Annotated in this window: 20 protein-coding genes and 1 tRNA gene; 5 read left to right on the top strand and 16 right to left on the bottom strand. The window is 34.9% G+C overall.

Translation table 11 applies throughout. The annotated features are described in order from the left end of the window. Window positions 1-180: 180 nt before the first annotated feature. The 11 genes from IEW45_RS01915 to IEW45_RS01865 all read right to left on the bottom strand — a co-directional run bounded on the left by IEW45_RS01915 (window position 181) and on the right by IEW45_RS01865 (window position 13318). Window positions 181-4338 carry a choice-of-anchor D domain-containing protein gene (locus tag IEW45_RS01915; RefSeq protein WP_188619529.1) on the bottom strand — a complete coding sequence of 1386 codons (4158 nt, stop codon included), beginning with the start codon at window positions 4336-4338 and terminating at the stop codon, window positions 181-183. 614 nt (window positions 4339-4952) lie between these two features. Continuing rightward, window positions 4953-5037 (bottom strand) — tRNA-Ser (locus IEW45_RS01910). 146 nt (window positions 5038-5183) lie between these two features. After that, the gene (gene ribB, locus IEW45_RS01905) at window positions 5184-6329 is read right to left on the bottom strand and encodes a 3,4-dihydroxy-2-butanone-4-phosphate synthase (protein ID WP_188619528.1); all 1146 of its coding nucleotides are present in this window, start codon (window positions 6327-6329) and stop codon (window positions 5184-5186) included. Further along, window positions 6330-7871: an LptF/LptG family permease gene (locus IEW45_RS01900; protein WP_188619527.1), complete on the bottom strand. Its 1542-nt coding sequence runs from the start codon at window positions 7869-7871 to the stop codon at window positions 6330-6332. Between the two features lie 7 nt (window positions 7872-7878). Next, the gene (gene lolA1 / locus IEW45_RS01895; protein WP_188619526.1) at window positions 7879-8553 is read right to left on the bottom strand and encodes an outer membrane lipoprotein periplasmic chaperone LolA1; all 675 of its coding nucleotides are present in this window, start codon (window positions 8551-8553) and stop codon (window positions 7879-7881) included. Beyond that, window positions 8537-11047 (bottom strand): DNA translocase FtsK, encoded by a 2511-nt coding sequence (locus IEW45_RS01890; protein WP_188619525.1) that lies wholly within the window; start codon window positions 11045-11047, stop codon window positions 8537-8539. Before IEW45_RS01890 ends, lolA1 begins: the two co-directional genes overlap by 17 nt. Before the next feature lie 53 nt (window positions 11048-11100). Next, on the bottom strand, window positions 11101-11463 hold the full coding sequence (locus tag IEW45_RS01885) for a diacylglycerol kinase family protein (RefSeq protein WP_188619524.1): 363 nt from the start codon (window positions 11461-11463) through the stop codon (window positions 11101-11103). A gap of 8 nt (window positions 11464-11471) precedes the next feature. Then, window positions 11472-11969, bottom strand: coding sequence for a thiol peroxidase (gene tpx, locus IEW45_RS01880; protein WP_188619523.1), 498 nt, complete (start codon window positions 11967-11969; stop codon window positions 11472-11474). 129 nt (window positions 11970-12098) lie between these two features. Beyond that, the gene (locus IEW45_RS01875) at window positions 12099-12359 is read right to left on the bottom strand and encodes a DUF6952 family protein (protein WP_188619522.1); all 261 of its coding nucleotides are present in this window, start codon (window positions 12357-12359) and stop codon (window positions 12099-12101) included. Beyond that, window positions 12340-12654 carry a thioredoxin family protein gene (locus tag IEW45_RS01870; RefSeq protein WP_188619521.1) on the bottom strand — a complete coding sequence of 105 codons (315 nt, stop codon included), beginning with the start codon at window positions 12652-12654 and terminating at the stop codon, window positions 12340-12342. Before IEW45_RS01870 ends, IEW45_RS01875 begins: the two co-directional genes overlap by 20 nt. Before the next feature lie 25 nt (window positions 12655-12679). Then, window positions 12680-13318, bottom strand: a complete 639-nt coding sequence (locus IEW45_RS01865; protein WP_188619520.1) for a peroxiredoxin — start codon at window positions 13316-13318, stop codon at window positions 12680-12682. Between the two features lie 245 nt (window positions 13319-13563). Here IEW45_RS01865 and IEW45_RS01860 point away from each other — a divergent pair, with 245 nt between their 5' ends. Next, a complete protein-coding gene (locus IEW45_RS01860; RefSeq protein WP_188619519.1) occupies window positions 13564-14727 on the top strand; it encodes a THUMP domain-containing class I SAM-dependent RNA methyltransferase in 1164 nt (387 codons plus the stop codon). Window positions 14728-14735: 8 nt separating this feature from the next. After that, a complete protein-coding gene (locus IEW45_RS01855) occupies window positions 14736-14972 on the top strand; it encodes a hypothetical protein (RefSeq protein WP_188619518.1) in 237 nt (78 codons plus the stop codon). A gap of 270 nt (window positions 14973-15242) precedes the next feature. On the opposite strand, the gene IEW45_RS01850 is transcribed toward IEW45_RS01855, so the two are convergent. The 5 genes from IEW45_RS01850 to IEW45_RS01830 form a co-directional block, all read right to left on the bottom strand. Then, on the bottom strand, window positions 15243-15419 hold the full coding sequence (locus tag IEW45_RS01850; RefSeq protein WP_188619517.1) for a hypothetical protein: 177 nt from the start codon (window positions 15417-15419) through the stop codon (window positions 15243-15245). A gap of 24 nt (window positions 15420-15443) precedes the next feature. Beyond that, window positions 15444-15875 carry a hypothetical protein gene (locus IEW45_RS01845; protein ID WP_188619775.1) on the bottom strand — a complete coding sequence of 144 codons (432 nt, stop codon included), beginning with the start codon at window positions 15873-15875 and terminating at the stop codon, window positions 15444-15446. Next, on the bottom strand, window positions 15862-16209 hold the full coding sequence (locus tag IEW45_RS01840) for a PadR family transcriptional regulator (RefSeq protein WP_188619516.1): 348 nt from the start codon (window positions 16207-16209) through the stop codon (window positions 15862-15864). Before IEW45_RS01840 ends, IEW45_RS01845 begins: the two co-directional genes overlap by 14 nt. Window positions 16210-16481: 272 nt before the next feature. Next, complete coding sequence (locus IEW45_RS01835; RefSeq protein ID WP_188619515.1) at window positions 16482-18665, bottom strand: S9 family peptidase; 2184 nt, start codon at window positions 18663-18665, stop codon at window positions 16482-16484. Window positions 18666-18830: 165 nt separating this feature from the next. Then, window positions 18831-20030 carry an aminotransferase class I/II-fold pyridoxal phosphate-dependent enzyme gene (locus tag IEW45_RS01830; protein ID WP_188619514.1) on the bottom strand — a complete coding sequence of 400 codons (1200 nt, stop codon included), beginning with the start codon at window positions 20028-20030 and terminating at the stop codon, window positions 18831-18833. A 177-nt stretch (window positions 20031-20207) separates the two neighbouring features. Between IEW45_RS01830 and IEW45_RS01825 the strand changes: the two genes are divergently transcribed. The 3 genes from IEW45_RS01825 (at window position 20208) to IEW45_RS01815 (ending at window position 23575) form a co-directional block, all read left to right on the top strand. Beyond that, window positions 20208-20666 (top strand): Lrp/AsnC family transcriptional regulator, encoded by a 459-nt coding sequence (locus IEW45_RS01825; RefSeq protein ID WP_188619513.1) that lies wholly within the window; start codon window positions 20208-20210, stop codon window positions 20664-20666. A gap of 107 nt (window positions 20667-20773) precedes the next feature. After that, entirely contained in the window at window positions 20774-22180 is a 1407-nt protein-coding gene (gene lpdA, locus IEW45_RS01820) for a dihydrolipoyl dehydrogenase (protein WP_188619512.1), read from the top strand. Between the two features lie 96 nt (window positions 22181-22276). Then, window positions 22277-23575, top strand: coding sequence for an anthranilate synthase component I family protein (locus IEW45_RS01815; RefSeq protein WP_188619511.1), 1299 nt, complete (start codon window positions 22277-22279; stop codon window positions 23573-23575). The last annotated feature ends 16 nt before the right edge of the window (window positions 23576-23591 follow it).

Raw genomic sequence — 23591 nt, 5'->3', positions numbered from 1 at the left:
AAAAGTAGTTGTGATGCTAAATTAAAACATTTATTCCCAAAATAGTTATAAAAAAAACATTACAAAAACATAAAATTTAGTCAAATTAAAGCATAAGTAGTTAATAATCAAAAAAATAAGCTCCGGAAGGATATCCTTCCGGAGCTATTAAAAATTAGATATTATAAATTTACCTAAAACTTATTTTATAACTACTTTTTTAGTAGTTACATTATTACCAGAAGTTATAACCACCATGTATATACCTTGATTAGCATTTTCCATGTTGATTGACTCTTTACCGGTAACTTTTTTGCTTATTATTTGCTTACCAAGAGAATCAAATACAGTTACTTCAGCATTAGCATCAACGCTAGGAAGCTCTATAAAGAATTCTCCGTTGTTAGGGTTAGGGTAAAGTACTACTTCGTTGCTGGCAACAGTTGAAGGAGCTGAAACTTCTTTAGCTTCAGTTTGCTCAACAGCTATTCTAGAAGAAGGAGCTGAGTAACAATCCCAAGTTACATCATCAATAATAGTTCTGTTACCGCTGTTTTCTATTTCTATAGAAACATTACCTGCAACATTAACTACTTCAGAGAACTGAGTAGCAGAAGTAGAAGATACAGTAACATCACTACCAACCTGAACACCATTTACATATACTTTAATAGTAGAGTTTCCGGAGAATACTCTTGCATAGTTGAAAGTAAGAGTACCTATACCACCAGAAATCGGATCATCGTTAGTAAGAGAACCAGTTCTTATAGCAATAGCATCACCATTAAGGTCTTGGTCAGTTCTTGCATCAGTAGCAGTCCAGTCTATACCACCGTTACCAGTCCAAGTTCTTGTAGAGTAGCTGCTAGAGCTAGAACCTAAGTTATCGAATGCTTCAGCAACACCAGAGCAAGGAGCAGCAGGAGTAGTAATTTCATCTTCTATAGCAGCAGTAGCGTATACAGGACCACCAAAACAGTTAGCACTGTTGTATGGATAAACATAAAGTTGGTAGTAAGTACCGTCAGCTAAGTCAGAAGCAGTGAAAGAAGCACTAGGACCAACATAAGCAACAACTGCATCTCCTACAGATGAACCTACTGCATATACAGTACCATCATTAAGAGTACCAACAGTACCTGAAGTAAGTACTAATGCTATATAACCATCAGCAGTAACGCTGCTTACAGCAATATCAGCAGAACTAGTAGTAACATTGCTTATTGCAACTTCACCTGTGTTAGCAGGAGCAGCACATACATCCTGAGCTGTAGCGCTAAAGTTAACAACACATGTACCCTCGTTAGCATCATCACTGCTTATTGTAAGTGTAGCAGGGAATGTACCTTCAGAAGCACTGTTGAAACGTACAGTAACTGTTTGAGTTGATTGAGCAGCTACAGTGAATGAAGATGTAGCTGGAGTAACTATAGAGTAGTTAGTAGCATCGCTTAATACTAAGTCAGATACAGAAAGAGCCTGAAGACCTATGTTCTCAATAGTGAAAGTCTGATCAGCATTAACACCAGTTTGAACGTCACCGTAGTTGATAGCGAAACCACACTCTTGGTTGTTCAGGCTGCTATCTAATAACTGAAGTTCCTGAGTTGCAGGAGCTGAATAACAATCCCAAGATACATCATCAATAATAGTTCTGTTACCGCTGTTTTCTATTTCTATAGTAACATCACCAGAAACATTGATTGATTGAGAGAATAAAGTAGCACTAGTTTCAGATACAGTAATATCAGAACCGTACTGAGTACCATTTACAAATACTTTAAGAGTAGACTCTCCAGAGAACACTCTGGCATAGTTGAAAGAAAGTGTACCTATACCTCCAGAAACAGCAGTTGTGTTAGTAAGAGAACCTGTTCTTATAGCGATAGCATCATCGTTAAGGTCTTGGTCAGTTCTGGCATCAGTAGCTTGCCATATAACTCCATTGTTACCAGTCCAAGTTCTTGTAGAGTAGCTACTAGAGCTAGAACCTAAGTTATCAAAGTTTTCAGAACCACCAACACATGGAGCAGCAGCAGTAGTAACTTCGTCCTCTATACCAGCTAAAGCATATACAGGAGCACCGAAACAATCAGCATCATTATATGGGTGAATGAAAACAAGGTAATATGTTTCAGGGTCTAAGTCAGAGATAGTAAAGTTAGCGTCAGTACCAACGTAAGCAACTACACCGTCACCTAACATATCATTTACTTCGTAAGAAGTACCGTTTACAGGCTCTTCTACAGTACCGGAAGCAGAAACTACTACAGCAACATAGCCGTTAGCAGTAACGTTACTTACAGCAAAGTCAGCAGAAGTAGAAGTAATATTGCTTATAGCAACTTCACCTGTAACTCCAGGAGCAGCACAAGCATCTTGAGCATTAGCGTTAAGTTTAACAACACAAGCAGACTCATCTGCATCATTATTGTTTATTGTAAGAGTAGCCGGGTAAGCAGCAGCAGTAGCACTATTAAAACGTACAGTTACGTCTTGAGTACCTTGTGGAGCTATTACAAAAGGAACAGTAGTTGGGCTTACTATAGAGTAGTTAGTAGCATCGCTTAATACAAGGCTACTTACATTAAGGTCTAAAGCACCACGGTTTTGAATAGTAAATGTACGCTCTGTATCAACACTTGTTTCAACATTACCAAATTCTAAGTTATAACCACAATCCTGATTAGCAAGATTACTATCAAGAAGCTGAAGTTCTTGAGTTGTAGGAGTTGAATAACAATCCCAAGCAAGGTTGTCAATAATAGTTCTGTTACCGCTGTTTTCTATACGGATTGTAACATCACCGTCAACATCAACAGCTACAGAATATTCAGTAGCAGTAGTTTCAGATACAGTAACATCAGTACCTACTTGATTACCGTTTACAAATACTTTAAGAGTGGACTCTCCGGAGAATACTCTTGCATAGTCAAATGAAAGTGTACCTATACCACCAGAAACAGTAGTTGTGTTTGTAAGGTAACCGGTTCTTATAGCAATAGCTTCGTCAGTAAGGCTTTGGTCAGTTCTGGCATCAGTAGCTTCCCACTCAACACCATTATCACCAGTCCAAGTTCTTGTAGCGTAGTTACTTTGGCTAGACCCCATGTTAGAGAAGCTTTCAGAACCACCAATACATGGAGCAACTGGAGTTTGTATTTCATCCTCTCCGGCAACAGAAGAGTAAAGAGGTCCACCCGTACAATCTACACTGTTGTATGCGTAGATAAATAGATAGTAATCAGAATCTTCTTCAAGATCTGAAATAGTGAAAGTTGATGAAGCACCAACGTAAGCTACAGTACCATTACCTATAGCATCATTTACCTGATATTCTGTAGCATCAGAAGGAGCTGCAGACAGAGGAGTAGTGTCACTTAAAATAGCGATGTAACCATCAGCAGTATTGTTTTCAACTTCAACATCAGCAGAAGAAGAAGTAACATTGCTTATTACAAGTTCATCAGCATCAGCAGGAGCTACACAAGCACCAAGAGCTACACCTGAAAGGTTAACAACACAAGAAGCTTCATCAGCATCGTTGCTTGCTATTGTAAGTGTAGATGTTTTAGCACCGGCAGTAGCACTTTGAAAACGAACAAGTATTATAGAAGAGTTAGATGGAGCTACTGTAAATGCACCTGAAGGTGAAATAATAGAGAAATCAGTAGTGTTGCTTAATGTTAATGAGCTAACATCAAGATCTGTAGTACCTAGGTTTTTAATGTAGAATACCTGATCGTTATAATCATTTACTGCTTGAGAACCAAAGTTTACAGTAAGACTATCACAATCAAAATTATTGTTACCAGAGTCAGCAACCTGAAGTTCAGGACCGCTAATAGATGGGTAACAATCCCAAGTTAAATTGTCTATAATTGTTCTTTTACCACTGTTTACTAATTCAATAGTAGCATCACCAGCTACATTTACAGCCTGAGTGAAAGTAGTAGAAGATGTAGATGATACAGTTATGTCTGAACCGTACTGAGTACCGTTAACATAAAGTTTTAATGTAGAATTACCGGAAAATACTCTTGCATAATCAAAGCTTACTGTACCAACACCACCAGATATAGTAGAAGTGTTTATTAAATGCCCTGATCTTACAGCGATAGCATCGCCATCTAAATCTTGGTCAGTTCTGGCATCAGTAGCTTCCCAAGATATTCCGTCATTACCAGTCCAAGTTCTGGTAGTATAATTACTTTGGCTAGAGCCAAGGTTAGAGAAGGTTTCGTTTCCTCCTCCTGAGCAAGCTACCATTGAGGTTGACTCAGTAGCTAAAAGACCGGAAATAGTTTTAAAATTTCCGAATGATAGTCCCGTTATACCTACAACGGCTAGGGCTAACAAAAATCGTTTTTTAAACATAATGATTAAAAATTAAAGTTGGATAAATCGTTGACTAAAAGCATTTTATACCTGCGCAGGGTTTGTGCTTCCTTTTTCAAATTTAGTTTTAAACCATTACGTTAAAACGTTTTTTTAGCTAAGTATTTATTATGTTAATGTTATTTGATAATATACTTTTAATATTTTAATCTCAATAAATTAATATTCAGTTATTTAAGTTTGTTTTTTGTTAAAAATGAATGAAAAAAACTTTAATTGCGGTTTTTCCGCAACCAAAGAACTGTATGATTACCTTTTAAAACTCTTTTTTATTGATATATAATTAGTTATTACCTATTAAATTTATTTTTATGTAAGATAAGCAAAGGTTATTTTCAATATTTTATAATTACTTTTTGTGTAATTAAAATGTCTTACGCCCAGTATTTATTTATATTTATAATAAAATACTATTGATGTAAGAGGAATGAATTAAATCTGTTAAAGTGAAAATGTACTAAGAATTATATATTTTATTATAATTCTAGTATTAGTAAATAAGTTGACAGAATGATATAGAGTTTTATGAAATATAATAATAAAAAAGGTCAGATTATAATCTGACCTTTTTTCTGCGGAGAAAGAGGGATTCGAACCCCCGGACCTGTTACAGTCAACGGTTTTCAAGACCGCCGCATTCGACCGCTCTGCCATTTCTCCAATATTCTGCTATCATTTCCTGATTGCGGTTGCAAATATACTAAGCTTTTCGGGTTTTCCAAACATATTAATTAAAAATATATATGTTTATTTTTATAGTACTTTCAACTGCTTCATTAAGTGAATATTATAAAATTATATTTTTTTTAAAATTCAACGTACTCTGTTATTTCCAGTCCGTAACCTATCATACCTACACGTTTTGTCTGTCCTGAGTTTGTAAGTAATCTTATTTTAGAAATATCAATATCATGTAATATTTGTGCCCCTATACCAAAATCTTTAGCGTCCATTTTAATTTGTGGAGCCTGGCTTGTTCCTTCCGCTTGTAAACTTTTAAGTTCTTTTATCCTCGTTAAAAGTTCTGTAGGGCGCACCTCCTGATTAATAAACAAAACAGCTGCTTTTTCTTCCTGATTAATCCTTTCAAAGATTTTCTCAAGTTTTTTATCAGCATCTTTAGTAAGTGTGCTTAAAATGTCGTTATTAACATGTGTAGCATTTATACGTGTCAATATAGGTTCACCTGTATTCCAGCTACCTTTGGTTAATGCAATATGTATTTGCTTATTTGTAGTTTGTTCATAAGCTCTTAAACGAAAGGCACCAAAACGTGTTTCTACTTCAAAATCTTCTTTTTTCTGAATCAGACTGTCATGTTGCATTCTGTAAGCAACTAAATCTTCAATAGAAACCAGTTTTAGGTCAAATTTCTTTGCTACTTCATATAATTCCGGTAATCTTGCCATTGTACCGTTATCGTTCATTATTTCGCAAATAACACCTGCGGGCTGAAACCCTGCAAGTCTTGCAAAGTCTATAGCAGCCTCTGTGTGACCTGTTCGTCTAAGTACACCACCTTCTTTAGCTATTAAAGGGAATATATGCCCTGGTCGTCCTAATTCGTATGGTTTTGTATTATGGTCAACAAGAGCTTCTATTGTTTTAGACCTGTCATGTGCTGATATACCTGTAGTAACACCTTTTCCCCTAAGATCTACCGATACTGTAAATGCTGTTTCCATAGCATCGGTATTATTAGCAACCATTACATTTAGTTCAAGCTCTTTACATCTTTTTTCGGTAAGGGGGGTACATATAAGCCCTTTACCGTGAGTTGCCATAAAGTTAATCATATCAGGAGTTACTTTATCGGCTGCAGCAAGAAAATCACCTTCGTTTTCACGGTCTTCATCATCTACTACAATAATTACTTTTCCATTTCTGATGTCTTCAATAGCTTCTTCTATAGTATTTAGTTGTATGTCTTGTTGTGTAGCAGTAGTAGCCATTTAATTTTCTTCTTTTGATTTTAATTTAAATAGTTTTTGTACAAACTTTTGTAAAGGTAATAATATGTTATCCATATTAATAAGCCCTATATCGTTAGTAGCCCTATAAGTTAAGAATACCGCCAAAGGAGCTAATATTATTGAAGATACCCATGCTCCTAAAAATGGAGAAATAGCATCTTCCTGAGTTAATTTTCTTCCGAAAGTATTTACAAAGTGAAATATTATAAAAATAATAACCGCAAATACTATAGGTAACCCTAACCCTCCTTTACGTATTATTGCGCCAAGAGGGGCTCCTATAAAGAACATAAGGATACATGAAAAGGCAATTACAAACTTCTGGTAAATTGCGTACCAGTGGTTATTTATATTTTTTTTCTTTTGATCCAGATTACTTATACCTGAAGTAATAGTAAAGTCAGTACTGTTTAGTGTGTTAAAAGCTAAATCAACAACTCTTTTCTTATCTTCTTCTTTATCAATTAACGGCAAAAGATTTTGCGGTAAAGAGTCTGTATCGCTAACTGCAATTTCTTTTTCTATAATATTACTATTATTAAGAGTGTCATTTATATTCTTGGTAATATCTTTAATACTATCGTGAAGCGTAAGTTGTTTAGTAACAGGTTGCCTTTTTGTTAGTATTAAATTTGTTCTGTCAGTAATATTAGACCGTACACTTATTTTTTCTTTTTCAAAATTAGACTCTAATGAATCTAACGTATACTTTAATTCGTTAATATTCAGCATACTGTTAGTAGGAGAAATACTCTCTTTATCCATATCCTCAGAGTTGAGCATTGTAAGGTCGATATTCATGACTTGTTTAGAAAAACTACTTTTTACAAAAGGAAGTTTTCTTCTTTCAACAGGATTTTTGGTAGTTACTTCTTCATAGTAATACCCATTAAATAGTTCCAGCTGTAATATATTAGATTTTTCGCTGCTATGAAGTAAACCACTTTTCGCCCGTATTATGGTCGCGTTTGAAGAACCCGGAAGTCGCTTATGAATTGTAACCCCGGAAAGCTCTTGCCCTTTATCGCCACTTTTCTTATCTACCTTAATATTAAAGTTTCCAATAGCGTTAAACTGTCCTTCCGCAATAGCCAGTGCCGGTTTTGTTTGTACAATATTTTTTCTCAGGTTAATAAACTTATACTGTGCTCTGGGGATAACATTGTTTGCGAAGAAAAAAGATATAATACTGAGTATAAATATAAAAACCATTAAACCTCGCATAGCACGACCTAATGATATTCCTGATGCTTTCATAGCAGCAAACTCATAATTTTCGGCAAGATTACCAAATGTCATAATAGAAGCAAGCAGTACTGATAAAGGAAGTACTAAAGGAACCATGGTAGGGGAGTAGAATAATAAAAATTTAATTACTACCCATGCATCAAGGTCTTTACCTGCCAGTTCGGAAATGAAAAGCCATATTCCCTGCAGGATAAAGATAAAAAAGAGTATAACAAATACAGATGTAAATGTTTTTAGGAATGACGATACTATATAACGGTCTAATATTTTCAAAGAAAAATCAATCTAATCGGTTGATGTAATAATTAGGATATTTACTTTCTGTAAAAGTAAAGTGATTTTTTGATAAAGGTTGATTTGTTTTAAAAGAATTTATGGTAAAGGTAATTTTAGTACCATCTTTTTCCATTTTTATAAGATTATATATGTGCTTAGTTTGTAAATCAACACCAATAAGTATTTCCTTTGTATTGTCTTTGTCATCTATAGGCTTAAGCTTTATATACTGTATTTTTCTGCCTCTTACATTTTGAGTTATATCCCAGTAGTATTCATAACCATAATCAAAAAAAGTAAACATTTTGGCAGGGGTAAGTTCATTGGTATTAGTATCGTCAAACGAAGCTATAGAAATTTCTTCATCTTCAGGTACAATATTGTATACCTTACTACCATCATATATACGGGTCATTCCCATAATATTAAGTACATAACGGTTACCTTTTAACGCTACATTACCCTTACTTTCCTGATTAATATTTTTGTCAAGATTAACTACTGAATATTTAAAGTCGATAACAATATTATCATAGCTTCTTGCTTTAAGAGCTACTTGGTCAAGTAAATCTTTAGCTTTTAAAGAATCTTGTGCTTGTGCAGTAACGCCCAGCGTTAAAGTAAAAAGCAATACCAGTTTTAGTATATTTTTGTGCATGTTATTAACTATTTTCTTCATTTGCAAAAAATTGTTCAAGAGACTGCAAATCAGGAATTAAAACACTTCTTGCCTTACTGCCTTCAAACGGACCTACAATTCCTGCCGCTTCAAGTTGGTCTATAAGCCTGCCTGCACGGTTGTAGCCCAGTTTAAGTTTTCGTTGCAATAAAGATGCTGAACCTTGTTGTGCTGTAACCAAAACTTCGGCAGCTTCCCTGAACATTGAATCTCTTTCGGACACATCAATATCAAGATTAGTGCCACTTTCTTCACCTTGATATTCGGGAAGTAAATAAGCATCAGGATAGGCTTTTTGCGATCCGATAAATTCAGTGATTTTTTCTACTTCAGGAGTATCAACAAAGGCACATTGCACGCGTGTTAAATCGTTACCCTGAGTGTATAGTAAATCACCGCGACCTATAAGCTGGTCGGCTCCCTGACTGTCCAAAATAGTACGTGAATCTATTTTAGATGTTACCCTAAAAGCAATACGCGCCGGGAAGTTTGCTTTAATTATACCTGTAATAACGTTAACCGACGGACGTTGTGTAGCAATAATAAGGTGTATACCAATCGCCCTTGCTAACTGCGCCAGCCTTGCTATAGGTGTTTCTACCTCTTTACCGGCGGTCATTATAAGGTCAGCAAATTCATCTACCACAAGTACAATGTAGGGTAGAAATCTGTGACCGTTTTCAGGGTTGAGTTTTCGTTGCTTAAATTTCTCATTATACTCTTTTATATTACGTACCATGGCATCTTTAAGCAGGTTGTAACGGTTATCCATTTCAACACACAAGGAGTTTAAGGTCGTAATAACTTTAGAGTTATCAGTAATAATAGCATCATCCGAATCCGGTAATTTTGCCAAGTAATGCCTTTCTATTTTATTAAATAAAGTAAGCTCTACTTTTTTAGGGTCAACCAATACAAACTTAACTTCCGCAGGGTGCTTTTTGTAAAGCAGGGAAGTTAGCACCATATTAAGCCCAACAGATTTACCCTGACCTGTAGCACCTGCCATAAGTAAGTGGGGCATTTTAGCTAAATCAACTACAAATGTTTCATTTGATATTGTTTTACCTAATGCTATAGGTAATTCCATTTCTGCATTTTGGAACTTAGGTGATGCTATAGCTGATTTTGCGGAAACAATTGTAGGTTTTTGGTTGGGTACTTCTATACCTATTGTTCCTTTACCAGGTATAGGCGCAATAATACGAATACCTAATGCTGAAAGCGATAGTGCAATATCATCTTCAAGATTTTTAATTTTTGATATTCGTACTCCGGCTTCCGGTACAATTTCGTATAAAGTAACCGTAGGTCCAACCGTTGCTTTTATTTGGGCAATATCAATTTTGTAGTTCTTTAATGTATCTACAATACGGTTTTTGTTTTCTTCTAATTCTTCCTGATTAATAGTGATACCTCCCGACGCATGGTCTCTCAAGAGTTCTATAGAAGGTAACTGATAGTTAGAAAGTTCTAGGGTAGGATCAAATTCACCAAAATCCTGAACTAATTTAGAGGCTTGGTTTTCTTCCACACTGTCTTCCTCTACAGCCTGTTCTATAACAAACTCTTCTTCTTTTTCTGCCTTTTTATCAGTTTTAGTTTCAGACTCTTTTTTTACAGGGCTTAAGTCAATTTCAGAAGATTCTTCTTGTTTAATTTTACTGTTTGCATCAAAGGCTTCTTCAACAGGAGTTTCCTCAACAGTTTTAAGTTGCATGTTTTCCCATTCATTATCGTCATCATTATTATTAGTATTTACTTCTTGTAATGAGTCTGATTTTGTTTTATTACTTCCTTCCGAGTTTTCAGCAGCTACTACGGTAGGCGAAAAAGTCGAGTCCGTTACAGCGTTTTCTATATCGTTATTTTCCTCTTCAATTTCTTTTTTCTTTCTTTCAAAAAGTGCTTTTATAGCGTCCGGAGACATTTTTACTTTAAATAAAAGGAAAGTAAAGAAACCGAAAATAAGTAAGAGTAATGTTCCTGTTTTACCTAAGTAATCCTGTAGGAATAGGTTAATTTCATAACCTATAATTCCGCCAAGTTCGGGTAGGCAAGAGCTAAAGAAACCAAATAATACCGAAACATTTATAGTTAGGAATAAATCCCAAAACAGTGTTCTTTTAAGTTTTCGAGAGGGTAACCCCAGCACAAGGTAAGCACCCAGTAAAAAGAAAAAACGTACTAAAATAAAAGAAGCGGCACCAAAGCCATGGTACAAAAATAAATCGGCTAAATAAGCACCAAACTTACCTAACCAATTGTGTACTACTTCATTTCTTTCAGCTAATGCGGTTACCTCACTTTGGTCATAACTTCCGTATAGAAAGTATGAAATAAATGATAGTAACATGGCAACAGCAAACAGAAATGATAAAACTCCTATAAGGACTTTATTCCTGCGTGATAAAGACCATTTCTTTTTACCTTCACTACCTTCAGCACCTGTTTTCGTCTTTTTCTTAGAAGTGTCTTTTTTTGCTTTCGCCATTTATAAAGTAACTAATTCTTTTATGTAAAAATATTAATTTATAAGCAAGGTGTTTAAAAAACCTTAGGGTAATATATAATTATCCCTATACATAATGCCATAAGAGCAGCAAAAAAAACGGCTCCTGCAGCAATATCTTTTATAAACCCTATTCGTTCATGGTATTGAGGGTGTATAAAATCGGCTATTTTTTCTATAGCTGTATTTACCCCTTCAATACCCAGTACCATACCTATGGCAAGGGTTTGTATAAGCCATTCGGTAGTTGAAATATTAAATATGAAACCGGCTATGGTTACCAGTATACCAATAGTAAACTGAACCATTATACTATGCTCTGTTAGTATTAATTTCTTGGCTCCGTTAAAAGCATATACTACACTTTTAAGTCTGCCACTTACAAATGGTTTCTTCATTTAATAAATTATAGGGCAGCTAATGCTTTATCATAATCAGGTTCGTCTTTTATTTCGCTTACCTGTTCTGTATAAACTATATTACCTTCTTCATTTATTACTATTACTGCTCGGGAATGTAATCCTGCTAATGGGCCATCGGTTATGGTAAGCCCGTAATCGTTACCAAATTTACCTTCTTTAAAATCAGAAAGCGTAATAACATTGTCCAGCCCTTCAGCACCACAAAAACGGGCTTGAGCAAATGGTAAATCGCGTGATATGCAAAGTACTTTTGTATTTTCTATACCTGCTGCTTTTTCATTAAACTTTCGTACAGATGTAGCACAAGTTCCTGTATCAATACTGGGGAAAATATTAAGCACCAACTTACTGCTTTTAAAATCATTTAATGATACAGTCGATAAATCGTTTTTAACTAATTCAAACCCCGGAGCTTTAGTACCTGTAGCAGGTAAATTACCAGTGATATTTACAGGATTTCCTCCTAATGTTATTTGTGCCATTTTTGTTGTATTTACTTGGTAAACAAAAGTAGCAAATTATATTGTATAGTAAAGTTTAAATTACAGTCAAAAACCAAAAAGCGCCCTGTTTACAGGACGCTTTTTTAAATTTAAAAAGAAATTCTAAAATTAATTTTTATCTATTGCTCCAAGAACGCGTTGCATAAATGTATTTAACGCTTCTTTTTTGCTCATACCGTCTTTAATCATTTTGTCTACCTCTATAGCACCATACATGTTAGAGATTAACTCTCCAATAACGTCCAGTTCTTCATCTTTAAGCGAAGGTACTTCCGTTAGTGCTTCAAGCACTTCAACTGCCTCAATTACATAATCTTGGTCGTTTTGCTCTATAAACTCTGTAAGGTTCTTAATTACCGGTAACTTCATTGACTAAATCAGTTAAAATTTCTAGTTTATTTGTTTGTACCTGGTTAACCAGTTTACCATCTTTAAAAGCTGCAAAAGTAGGCAGGTTATCAACCTTTGCCAGTTTTCTCGATTCAGGGAAATTTTCAGCATCAGCTATAACAAACTGTACATTTTCATGTTCTCCTGCCAGTCTTTTAAATTTTGGTTTCATTATCCTGCAGTTGCCGCACCATCCGGCAGAGTATTGCACTAACACCACCGGTTGTTCAGCTACTATCTCTGCAAGATTATCTTTATCCAGTTCCTGTAGCATAATGAAATTTTTTAAGGTTATTTAATTAGTTTGAGCTTAGGTAAGAAGCTACACCGGCTCTGTCAGCAGTCATTGCTTCTTTACCTTCTTCCCAGTTTGCAGGACAAACTTCTCCTTTTTCCTGTACGTGAGTGTAAGCATCAATTAATCTTAGGTATTCATTTACATTTCTACCTAATGGCATATCGTTTACACTTTCGTGGAATATTTTACCATCTTCGTCTACTAAATAAGTAGCACGGTAAGTTACGTTAGAACCTTCTACCATTACAGTATCAGTTGTTTCGTTGTATTCAGCAGACTGTATATCAAGAATACCAAGTACACTTGAAAGGTTTCTGTTAGTATCTGCAAGTATAGGGTAAGTAACACCTTCTATACCACCGTTATCTTTTGGAGTATTAAGCCATGCAAAATGTACTTCGTTAGTATCGCATGATGCACCTATCACCATAGTGTTTCTCTTTTCAAATTCTTTAAGAGCAGACTGGAAAGCGTGAAGTTCAGTAGGGCAAACAAAAGTAAAATCTTTTGGATACCAGAATAATAATACTTTTTTCTTATTATTTACTGCTTCTTCGTAAACGTTGATTGAAAGGTTGTCGCCCATTTCAGACATTGCGTCTACAGTAATGTTTGGGAATTTTTTTCCTACTAATGACATAAGTATGATTTTTTTTGTGGTTACTAATTTATTACAATGCAAAAATATAATTTATTAGCCTTTACTATAAATGATATTTATCGTATTTACCTATTAGTATATAGAAATTTCCTATATGATAGATATAGGCTATACGTAATTTGCTGAGTGAAAATATAAAAAGCGTTACAAATATAATAAGGAAGTATATTAAATAAACCCTAAAATATTTCCCTTACTTTTGCATAGAATTTTGACGTGAAGAAATGGAGAATTTTAAAATGATAGCCAAGACTTTATTTGGTCTTGAAGAAGTGCTTGCTAAAGAGTTAAGAAACCTTGGCGCGCAAGATGTACAAACAGGTGTAAGAATGGTAAGCTTTGTAGGAGATAAAGGCTTTATGTATAAAGCTAACCTTGCTTTGCGTACTGCTTTAAAAATATTAAAGCCTATACACAGTTGCAGAGTGTATAACGACAAGAGCTTATATAGTGGTATACAAAATGTTGACTGGTCTCAGTATTTAGATGTAAACGACTCTTTTGTGGTTGATGTTACTTTAAATTCTGATCATTTTAACCACTCGCAGTTTGTAGCACTAAAAACTAAAGATGCTATAGTAGACCAGTTTAGGGATAAATTTGGTAAACGCCCTAATATTGATAAAGATTTCCCTGATTTACGTATAAATGTACATATACATGATGAGCAATGTTCTGTATCGCTAGATACTTCCGGTAGCTCTTTACACCACAGAGGGTACAGAACAGCAACCAATATTGCACCAATTAATGAGGTGCTTGCTGCTGGTATGCTTTTACTTTCCGGTTGGGACGGACAAGGGGATTTTTTAGACCCTATGTGTGGTAGTGGTACTATAATAGCCGAAGCGGCTATGATTGCTTGTAATATTCCTGCGAATATTAACAGAAAAGAATTTGCTTTTGAAAAGTGGAGTGACTGGGATAATGACCTTTTTGAAAAAATAGAAGATTCGTTATTAAATAAAACCAGAGAGTTTCATTATACCATTACAGGTTATGATAAAGCACCATCGGCAGTAGAGAAAGCTAAAAATAATATAAGTAATGCTAATTTGGAAGATTATATAATCATTAAGCATGAAAACTTTTTTGAAACCAAAAAAGAAACAAGCGGACCTTTACACATGGTGTTTAACCCGCCGTATGGAGAGCGTTTGGATATAGATATGGAGCGTTTTTATCGTGAAATAGGCGATACCTTTAAGCAAGGTTACCCTAATACTAATGCTTGGTTTATAACGGCTAATTTAGAGGCTTTAAAGTTTGTGGGGCTAAAACCATCAAGAAAAATAAAGCTGTTTAACGGTAAACTGGAAGCTAGGTTAGTAAAATACGAAATATACGAGGGTAGTAAAAAAGCAAAATATAACAACCCTAATCAATAAATTTTATTATGAGTAAGAAAAAGGTAAAAGCATTTTTATATAATTTTTTAGGTTTTGCACCTATTTTCCTATTAGTTTATTTTTTAGTTGAAAAATTTACGGGATTAACAGGTTTTTGGATGCCACTTACAGCATTTATAGCCTCCACTATATTAGCACCTAAGTTTCAGGCGTTAAATTATCAGGGAGAAGAAAAAATATTTATGAAGTGGCTTTTTATAAAAGGAATAAGAGAGGTAAAGTAATTATCCTTCAGAATTTTTCTTTTTTTCTTTACGGATGAAGAATATGCAGGAGATAGTGGAAAATGTAAAAAGAGTAATACTACCGAATAATATTAAATATAGCCATATAGCTATATTACTAAGTCCCGGAACAGTTATATTTAAAAGCATCTCGGAATAAAAAAAGAACAAGATGTTTAATAATATGTAAAGAACTATATGAAGATATATTATTTTGGATGTTTTCATTTAACAAAAATAAAAAAAGAGGCTTATTAAGCCTCTTTTTTATTATACTGCTGCTTTGTACTTATGGTAAAAATACATTGGCATGGTAACAAGGTTTAGTAATAAAAAACCTGAGAAGATTAAAATGTTAGCCCCCGGCCAATGCATCATTTTAAACATAATTCCTGTACTTAAAATAAAGCAGGTAATAAACGCGAATAAATAAACTGTTCGTTTCATGATATGATTGATTTAGATTAATGATTATTCGTATAGTTTTCTTTCTGATGATTTATATTTTCTGTAAAAAAATACCGGTAAAAGCATTACTATTAATATAGCAAAGCCTATAGTAAGTAAAATACTGGCTCCCGGCCAGTGCATCATTTTAAAAATAAACCCTGTACTAATTAGTGTTGCTACTATATAGCCTGTTATATATATCAATCGCTGAATCCTGATATTTTTCTTAAAGGTTGTCATTATATAAGTTTCTCGTTGTATGCTACCCATAGCATGATGACCGCCAAACTCCTTTAAAGCAGCTTTATATGCAGTATCAAAATCTGTAAAATTTCCTGTCTCTATATAGGTACATATATGGTCTAATAAATCTTCTTTTAGTTCCTCTGATTTTACCCCATAAAACTTTAAGTTAGTAGCTATATATTCTATTTGTTCATCAGTCAGCTTCATATAACGGCTTTTTCTCGTTAAAAATTAATGATAGTGTTCCTATAAAATCATTCAGTTCCGCAGTTATTTTTTGTGCTGCTTTTTTTCCTGAATTAGTTATTTTATAGTATTTACGTACTCGTTTACCTATATATACTTTTTTAGTATCTAATATTTTATCAGCTTCTAATCTATGAAGAATAGGGTAGAGCGCACCTTCTGAGATATCTATTTTTCCTTTAGTTATCTCTTTAACCTTCTGCGTTATTTCATAACCATACATTTTATCACTCTCACTTATGAGCTTTAAAATGATGGGCTGAAGGGTTCCTTTGGTAAGTTCTTTACTATACATAGTACAAATATACATTTTATTTAAATGTATACAAATAAAATGTTATTATTTTAAAGCAAAACAAGGGGTACAGTTTTGTACCCCTTGTTTTTGTTGGAGATGGACCCCCGTTTAATTTAGATTTAAATCCTGAAAAGGAAATCTGAACTTTACTTATAATTGCTCCTACAAAAGTATTATGTTGACTAATATCAAAACATACCCATTAGTGGGTATATTTAACTAAAAAGGGAGGCTGTACAGCCTCCCTTTAATTTATTATTGAGATTTATTTACTCTTTCTTTAAGTATGTGTCGAAATAATCAGCTATTTTCTGATTTAAGTGGAAACGATCTTTACCGCGAACATTGTGCTCATGAGTAGGGTACAGGAAGTAATCTACTTGTTTACCTGCCTCTATACATGCCTGTATAAACTCCATACTGTGTTGTTGCACCACAACATTATCCTGAGCACCATGAATCATAAGTAATCGTCCTTGTAAGTTCTTAGCTTTATCTATAAGACTTGCTTTAGCATAACCATCAGGATTTTCCTGTGGCATATCCATATAACGCTCACCATACATTATTTCATAAAACTTCCAGTCAATAACAGGACCACCGGCAACACCTACTTTAAAGGTTTCAGGATGTGTAGTCATTAATGAAGTAGTCATAAAGCCACCAAAACTCCAACCGTATACACCAATTTTATCTTGGTCTACAAACGTTTTTGATTTAAGGAAATCAACGCCTTTCATCTGGTCAGCCATTTCATTTTGACCTAACTGGCGGTGTATTACATGTTCAAAATCACGTCCGCGGGCATCACTACCTCTGTTATCCAATGTAAATACTACATAACCATGTTGTGCCATGTAGTAGTCAAATAAAGAAGCTCCGCCTAACCAACTATTAGTAACAAGCTGGGCATGAGGACCACCATATACATATATCATTACAGGATATTTTTTGGTAGCATCAAAATTAGCAGGGTAAATAATTCTTCCGTTTAATGGTGTTTTACCATCAGCGGCTGTAATTGTTACCAATTCCATTTTAGGTAGTTCAACAGTACCTTTGTATGGATCTTCTGCAATGATAAGTTCCTTTTCAACTTTACCGTTTTTAAGGTTTATAATACTTACATCATTAGGAGTAGTAATGTTACTAAAGCTGTCTAAACCTAAAGTAGCATCACTATTAATAATAACATTGTGTGTACCTGATTCAGTTGTTAACTGTGTTGTTTTTCCTGATTTCAAGCTAACTTTATATAACTGCCTGTCAAGTCCGTTATTAGCAGTTCCCATATAGAAAGCATTTTTAGCTTTGCTGTCAAACCCAAGGAATTCTGTAACAACTATATCTTTATAACCTAATTTTTCTAACAGTTTACCATCAGTGTTGTATAGGTATAATTGCTCATAACCATCTTTTTCAGTACGGTATAAAAACTCGTCATTTTCACCGGGAACAAAAGTTAATGGGTGTAAAGGCTCAACATATGTAGGAGCTGTTTCTTCAAATAATGTTTTTATAAAATTACCTGTAGCAGCATCATACTTATTAAGTTTTAAGTCGTTTTGTTCACGGTTTAAAACTCCTACAAAAACATACTTCCCGTCAGGCGACCATGTTACTGTAGTAAGGAACTGTTCTTTAGGGCCTTCGGTTTTAAGTGTTGTTTTATTACCTGACTTTACATCATACACTACAAGCGTAACCTCTTCACTTTTAAGCCCTGCCATTGGGTATTTAATATCATTTTCTGAGGCAGTACGTGCTGAAAAATCAGTAAGCGGGTAGTTGCCTACCATAGTTTCGTCTTTACGATAAAAAAGTAGCTTATCGCTGTTAGGGCTCCACCACATACCCCTGTCAATACCAAACTCCTGACGGTGTGTATAGTCGCTACCGTTTACAATACCTGCATCAGCATCGTTAGTAACAGTAATATTTTTACCGGCAGCATCAGTAATAACAATATTGTTACCATTTAAAGAAGCTGCATATTTATTATCCGGTGAAAGTTTTTCCTGCTCTCCTGTAGAGTCTATTTTTATAGTATTGCTTATAGCTTTGCTTTCAACGTTAAATAGTATTAAGTAGTTACCGCTTTTACCGGGAACCGTAAAGCTGATAGTATTTTTGTCGCTCCACTGGTAAGTATATGGGAAAATAGACATCATAAAAGATTCGTCAGAGAATCTTTCCTGTAGTTTAGTAAGTAGCTCGTCTTTAGTTACAAGAGTGCTTTCTGTCCAGTTACTTTCTTTACTTCTGGACATTAATGCAGCGTAATTACTGCTAAGGTACGTAATGGTGTTACTTTCCGGTCTCCATTGTTGTGCTACAAGACTTTTTGGTGCAAAGGCTTGGTATTGCCCGTAGGTTGCTTCCTGAATGGTAAGGTTACGCTGAGCAGTAGCCACCATACCTGTAAGCAGGAACAGTATTAAAAATTTTTTCATTTTTAAATTGTTTGTTGTTTAATTAGAAGGCGAATTTAACGAAACTGTGTAATTCACCGAAATGATATTTGCTATTATTAGTAGTAACAAATAGTAATTAGTTACAAAAAAGCCGCTTTTAAAAGCGGCTTTTTTCACTGTTGTGATATATTGGTTGGAGTTGGATTACAATATTCCCAGTTCTTTCATGCACTCTTTCATCATATTATAGGTTCTTTCAATATCATTATCAAGACCTATTGAGAAACGGATAAGACCATCGGTTAATCCCATTTCTTTTTGCTCTTCTTCCGGTATTTCACTGGAAGTTGATGAACCCGGTGCACTGAATAGTGTTTTGTAAAAACCAAGACTTACTGCTAAGTAACCAAGGTTTTTATGTTGCATAAGCTCCATAAGCTCATTCGCTTTTTCAAGAGAACCTACGTCAATAGTAAGCATTCCGCCAAACCCGTATTCAGGATTTATCATGCTTTTATAAAGTTCATGGCTTGGGTGGCTTGCCAGTCCAGGATACACCGTTTTAATACCGTCTTTTTCAAAACGCTCTGCTAAATACTGTGCATTATGGCTGTGTTGCTTAACACGTATGTGCAGTGTACGTAAGTTTTTTAATATACTTGCTGCTCTTAGGCTGTCCATAGTAGAACCTAACAGCATAGCTGCCCCGTCGTTAACGTTACGCATAGCATCAATAAATTCCTGAGAACCACAAGCAACACCACCTACAGTATCGCTACTACCGTTAATAAACTTAGTAAGACTGTGTATTACAACATCAGCACCAAATTTGGTTGGTGTAACAGATAGTGGAGAGAAAGTATTATCAACTATAAGTGTCAGGTTATGTTTTTTAGCAATTTTAGAAAGTCCTTCAATATCAGCTACCTCAAGTAATGGGTTGCTAACGGTTTCACAGTAAAGCACTTTAGTGTTAGGAGTAATAGCAGCTTCAACAACATCCAGCTTAGTAATATCTACAAAAGCGGTTTGTATGTTTATTTTAGGTAGGAAGTTTTTCATAAAAGCATATGTTCCGCCATATATAGTACGGCTGGAAACAATATGGTCGCCTGCTTCGCAAAGTTGCATTAAAGCACTTACTATAGCACCCATACCCGAAGCGGTAACATTTGCTGTTTCTGTACCTTCCATTGCTGCAAGTGCCTGACCTAAATACAAGTTACTTGGCGATGAGTGACGTGAATATAAGTAACATCCATCAGCATTTCCTTCAAAAGTATCAAACATTGTTTTTGCTGAAAGAAAGGTATAAGTAGATGAATCAGAAATTGAAGGGTTTACGCCTCCAAACTCTCCAAAATACTGTAAATCCTGTATTTTATCTGCCGGATTAAATTCCATAGTGATTAAGGGTTTAGTTGTTTTGTTCTATAATTTTACCCTCAAATAGAATAAAATAAAGTTATATAATCAATATATAGCTATAATTATAGATTTATTTTCAGTTTAAGTGTGCTTCTATAGTTTAAAAATTTATTTACGTTTTTATTAACGTATCTTTACAGAAAAATTTACAGTATGAATCTTGATGCTATAGATAAAAAATTACTTAACCTGTTGCAAACCAATAGCAGGCGTACTACTAAAGAACTTTCTTTACAACTTAACCTTTCTGTAACAGCAGTGTATGAAAGAGTTAAAAAACTGGAACGCGAAGGAATAATTAGTAACTATGTAGCCTTATTAGACCACAAAAAAGTAGAAAGAGCCTTTATAGTCTTTTGTCATATAAAGTTGGTACAGCATACCAAGGAATATTTAACCCGTTTTGAACAGGAAGTAAAGAAGCTAAAAGAAGTACTTGAGTGTTACCACGTTAGTGGTGATTACGACTATATTTTAAAAATATATGTTGATGATATGGATGCCTACAGGGAGTTTATGGTAACCAAGTTAACTACACTGCAACACATAGGCAGTACACACAGTATTTTTATGATAAGCGAGGTGAAAAACACAAATGTGATAGATTTATAACAAATCAGGAAATTTTTTACATATACTTTAAATGTATAAAATAGCCTAAACAAAAAAACTTCGCTAAATTTGCCTAACTAATAAAAAATACACAAAAACTATAGAATATGAGTTCATTTGACGTAGTCGTTATAGGTTCAGGTCCCGGCGGATATGTGTCAGCTATACGTTGCGCACAGCTTGGGTTTAATACAGCAATTGTTGAAAAATACCCAACACTTGGGGGAACCTGCCTTAATGTAGGCTGCATACCATCAAAGGCATTACTTGATTCTTCACATCATTATGATGATGCAATGAAGCACTTTAAAGAGCATGGTATTGAAATACCGGGCGATATAAAAGTAAACTTCGAGCAAATGATTAACCGTAAAAAAGGTGTAGTAGACCAAAATGTTAGCGGTATACAATACCTGATGGATAAGAACAAAATAACTGTTATACAGGGTGTAGGCTCTTTTGAAGATGCAACACATGTAAAAGTAACCAAAGAAGATGGTTCATCTGAAACGGTAGAAGCTAAGAACGTTATAATTGCTACAGGTTCTAAGCCTGCTTCACTTCCTTTTATAGATATTGATAAAGAAAGAATAATAACCTCTACAGAGGCTTTAAAACTTAAAGAAATACCAAAACACCTTGTAATTATAGGTGGTGGTGTTATTGGTTTAGAGCTTGGTCAGGTTTACCTTCGTTTAGGTGCTAAAGTATCAGTTGTAGAATATATGGACAGAATTATCCCTACAATGGATGCTGCCCTTTCTAAAGAGCTTACAAAAGTGCTTAAAAAGCAGGGGATGAAGTTCTACACTAGCCATAAAGTACAATCGGTTGAAAGAGATGGTGATACTGTAACCGTAAAGGCGGAAAACAAAAAAGGAGATATTGAAACCCTTGAAGGTGATTACGCTTTAGTATCGGTAGGTCGTCGCCCTTATACAGATGGTCTTGATGCTGATAAAGCAGGTGTTAAGCTAACAGAAAGAGGTCAGGTAGAAGTAAATGACCACTTACAAACAAATGTCTCGAACATATACGCTATTGGTGATGTAGTGCGAGGTGCAATGCTGGCACACAAAGCTGAGGAAGAAGGTGTACTTGTTGCTGAAATATTAGCAGGACAAAAACCACATATAAACTATAACCTAATACCGGGTGTAGTGTATACATGGCCTGAAGTTGCTGCTGTAGGTAAAACCGAAGAGCAACTTAAAGAGGCAGGAGTAGAGTATAAGTCAGGTAGTTTCCCATTCAAAGCATTAGGACGTTCTCGTGCGAGTATGGATACTGATGGTTTTGTAAAAATACTAGCTGATGCTAAAACGGATGAAGTTTTAGGGGTACACATGATTGGTGCTCGTGTTGCTGACCTTATTGCTGAAGCAGTTACAGCTATGGAGTTCCGTGCTTCTGCTGAAGATATTTCAAGAATGTCGCACGCACACCCTACGTATGCTGAGGCTGTTAAAGAAGCTGCGCTTGCTGCTACTGATAACAGACCATTACATTTATAAAAAATATAATTTTATATATAAAACCCACTTTCGTAAGGGAGTGGGTTTTTTTATAGTTTTTAGTACTGAATTTTTAGGAATTTCAATAGAATACAAGTGAGAGTTAGTGCTACATATACCCTGCAAAACCCGATACAGTTTAAAGAACAGTTGCTTCAATGGAGCAGGCAGTTTAGAGAGGTAGTATATCTTGACGGTAACGATTATCACAGGAAATATACCAGTTATGATGCTGTATTAGCTGTTGATGCATTTACCTCAATAGTAACCGATTACCATAACGCATTTAATGATTTAAATGAATACCAACAAACTACTAAAGACTGGTTGTTTGGGTATCTTACTTACGACCTGAAAAATGATACTGAAAAATTGTCATCCAATAATTTTGACGGGTTACACTTCCCTGAATTGTTTTTTTTTCAGCCACAAAAGTTATTTTTAGTGAAAGGGAATGAAGTAGAAGTTTGCTATCTGAATATGTGCAGTGATGAAATGGAAGATGATGTTAAGGAAATAGAATCATTAAGTATCGACAACCCACAACCTGCAACCCATAACTCGCTAACGATACAACAAAGAATTTCTAAAGAAGAATACATTGATAAAGTACAGCAAATGCTGGCACATATTCAGCGTGGTGATATTTATGAAGCAAACTTCTGCATGGAGTTTTACGCTGAAAATGCCCAAATAGATACTTTGTCAACTTATAAAAAACTGAATAACATATCGCAGCCACCATTTGCAACCTATTTAAATAACGGTTCTAATTATTTACTTTCTGCCTCACCGGAGCGTTATTTGCGCAAATCGGCAAGTAAGATAATTTCGCAACCCATAAAAGGCACCGCACGACGTAGTGAAAACCCACAGGAAGATGAGGCTATTAAGCAAGAACTAACCCTAAATGAAAAAGAACGGTCGGAAAATATAATGATTGTTGATTTGGTACGTAACGACCTTTCCCGTACGGCAGCCAAAGGCTCGGTAAAAGTAGAGGAGCTGTGCGGTGTATATACTTTTAAGCAAGTGCATCATTTGGTATCTACGGTAACATCTCATATAGATGACATCCATACACCTGTTGACGTTATAAAAACAACTTTCCCAATGGGTAGTATGACTGGTGCACCAAAAATATCAGCAATGCAGATTATAGAAAAGTTGGAAGAAACTAAACGTGGACTTTACAGTGGTGCGGTTGGTTATTTTACACCTGATGGCGATTTTGATTTTAATGTAATAATACGAAGTATATTATATAACGAAAAGGAAAAATATGTTTCCTTTTCTGTAGGTAGTGCTATTACTGCTAAAGCAACTCCCGAAAAAGAATATGAAGAATGCCTGCTTAAAGCCAAAGCAATGCGTAATGTTTTAGAAGCTGAGTAGGGTAAAACTATCTTAT

The organism is Flavobacterium suaedae, assembly GCF_014642915.1.
GTDB classification, from domain to species: Bacteria; Bacteroidota; Bacteroidia; order Flavobacteriales; family Flavobacteriaceae; genus Flavobacterium; species Flavobacterium suaedae.
The sequence above is the reverse complement of the archived record's forward strand: the minus strand, read 5'-3'. Positions and strand labels throughout refer to the sequence as shown.